Below are 2,148 nucleotides of genomic sequence, written 5' to 3'. Positions count from 1 at the left end.
CGATGGAACAAGTCCGTCAGGTGCTTGGCTTCGAAACCCGCCTGCAGGTAGATGGATTCCTGCAGCAACACGGAGTCTTCGACTACACCATTGACGATCTGGACCACGACCTTCGCATTCTGATTTAGCTGCCACCACCGATACTCGATCTTTTTGCCATCCCGTAGGGATCTGCTTCTTCGTCTGATTCTCCCCCCACTCTTGAGGTAGAAAAGCAGATTTCTCCGCTGCGCTGCGAAATGACAAACAAAATGACAAAGTCATAGCCGCAAAACGCTAAACGCTAGAATTGAGGAGCAATGTCCGTAAAGAAGATCGCTATCCTCGGCTCTACCGGATCCATCGGCACCAGCACCCTTTCTATCTGCGAAAGCTTTCCGGATCGATTTCAGCCCGTCTCGCTTGCTGCCGGACGCAACCTCGATGTAGCCGTTGCGCAGTGCAAGCAGTGGCGGCCGCGGCTGGTCTCCGTGGCGACCGAAGAACTGGCTGACCAGCTTGCCGCGCGGCTGCGCGCGGAAGGCGTGACTGGTGTTGATGTATTGCATGGCACCGCCGGGACCATTGCCGTGGCGACGCTGCCAGAGGTCGACTTTGTTGTCTCTGCTATCGTCGGCGTCTCAGGGCTCGAGGCTACATATGAGGCGGTCAAAGCCGGCAAGGACATTGGCCTGGCGAACAAAGAGGCTCTGGTCGCCGCGGGCGAGCTGATCATCGCCGAGGCGCGGCGGAACAACGTTGCTCTGCTGCCGATCGATTCCGAGCACAATGCCATTCATCAGTGCATGCGCGGTGGTGCTCCGGCCGAGGTAAAGCAGATCTGGCTGACGGCCTCCGGCGGCCCTTTCCGAAACACACCTCTGGATCTGTTCGCGTCCATCACGCCGGCGCAGGCGTTGAAGCACCCGACCTGGGTGATGGGTCAGCGGATCACCATCGATTCGGCAACCATGTTGAACAAAGGCCTGGAGATCATTGAGGCCTGCCGGCTCTTCGATCTGCCTGCTGCAAAGGTCCAGGTGACGATTCACCCCCAGTCGACCATTCACTCGTTGGTGGAGTATGTGGATGGCAGCATCCTGGCGCAGCTTTCGGTTACCGACATGCGGCTGCCGATTCTGTACGCCATGGCCTTCCCGGAGCGAATTCCTTCCGACCTGACCTTCGACATGAAGTTATTGAGCCAGTTGGACTTCCAGCAGCCTGACTTTGCCCGGTTCCCCTGTCTGCGGCTGGCTTATGAGGCCGCCGAGGCCGGTCCCGCGCATTGCATCGCCCTGAATGCGGCGGACGAAATCGCGGTCGCAGCATTCCTGGAAGGACGTATTCCCTTCCTTGGGATTCCTCGTACAATAGAATCAGTGCTCCAGCTAACCAAGCCCGGCCATCCCGCGTCCATTCAAGCGGTGCTTACGGCAGACCATGAGGCTCGACAGCTTGCACGCGAGGTAGCCCTGAGCCAGGCTGCCACCCACTGAGGTCACCGACACACTCCCAATGACAACCATTATTTATCTCGCCATCGTGCTGGGCATTATGGTGCTCGTGCATGAGCTCGGCCACTTCCTTGCCGCCAAGTGGTGTGGTGTTCGCGTTGAAACCTTCTCCATCGGCTTTGGCCGCCGACTTATCGGCTTCCGCCGCGGAGACACGGATTACCGGCTCTCTCTGTTGCCCTTTGGTGGCTATGTGAAGATGGCAGGCGATAATCCCGGCGAAGAACCGTCCGGTGATCCCGGTGAGTTCAATGCGCATCCCCGCTGGCAACGCGTGATCATTGCGCTGGCAGGACCGGTTGCGAACTTCATCCTGGCCTTCGCCATCATGACTTTCGTGTTCCACTTCCATAACGAGGTGGATGAGTACATCTCCGGACCGGCGCGTGTGAACTACGTTGTGAAGGGCTCTCCGGCAGACGCCGCAGGCCTGCGTAGCGGTGACACGATTGTCCACTTCGACAACGCCGAGAATCCGGACTGGGAAGGCGTCCTGCGCCGCGCCGCGTTGAACATGAACCAGACCGTGGCGATGAGCTACCTGCATGACGGGCAGCGCGTGAATACCCGCTTCAACGTCAACGTTGGCAAGACTACCGAGTTCAACGCCGAAGCGATGCAGAGCCTGGGCATGGTTCCGACGATGCAGGAT

The 2,148-nt window shown here is 58.8% G+C and carries 2 protein-coding genes; both read left to right on the top strand.

Features of this window, described 5'->3' with window-relative positions; translation table 11 throughout:
• Window positions 1-299: 299 nt before the first annotated feature.
• A complete protein-coding gene (locus AB4043_RS23325; protein ID WP_442301897.1) occupies window positions 300-1,478 on the top strand; it encodes a 1-deoxy-D-xylulose-5-phosphate reductoisomerase in 1,179 nt (392 codons plus the stop codon).
• 19 nt (window positions 1,479-1,497) lie between these two features.
• Window positions 1,498-2,148 (top strand): M50 family metallopeptidase (locus AB4043_RS23320; protein WP_442308238.1); only part of this gene is annotated, 651 nt, incomplete at its 3' end.

The organism is Terriglobus sp. YAF25, assembly GCF_052113305.1.
Classification (GTDB): domain Bacteria; phylum Acidobacteriota; class Terriglobia; order Terriglobales; family Acidobacteriaceae; genus Terriglobus.
Note: the sequence above shows the minus strand (reverse complement) of the source record. Positions and strands in the feature narration are given on the sequence as shown.

Coding starts and splice junctions, on each gene's coding strand:
- AB4043_RS23325 (WP_442301897.1), top strand. CDS start 300: ATGTCCGTAAAGAAGATCGCTATCCTCGGCTCTACCGGATCCATCGGC.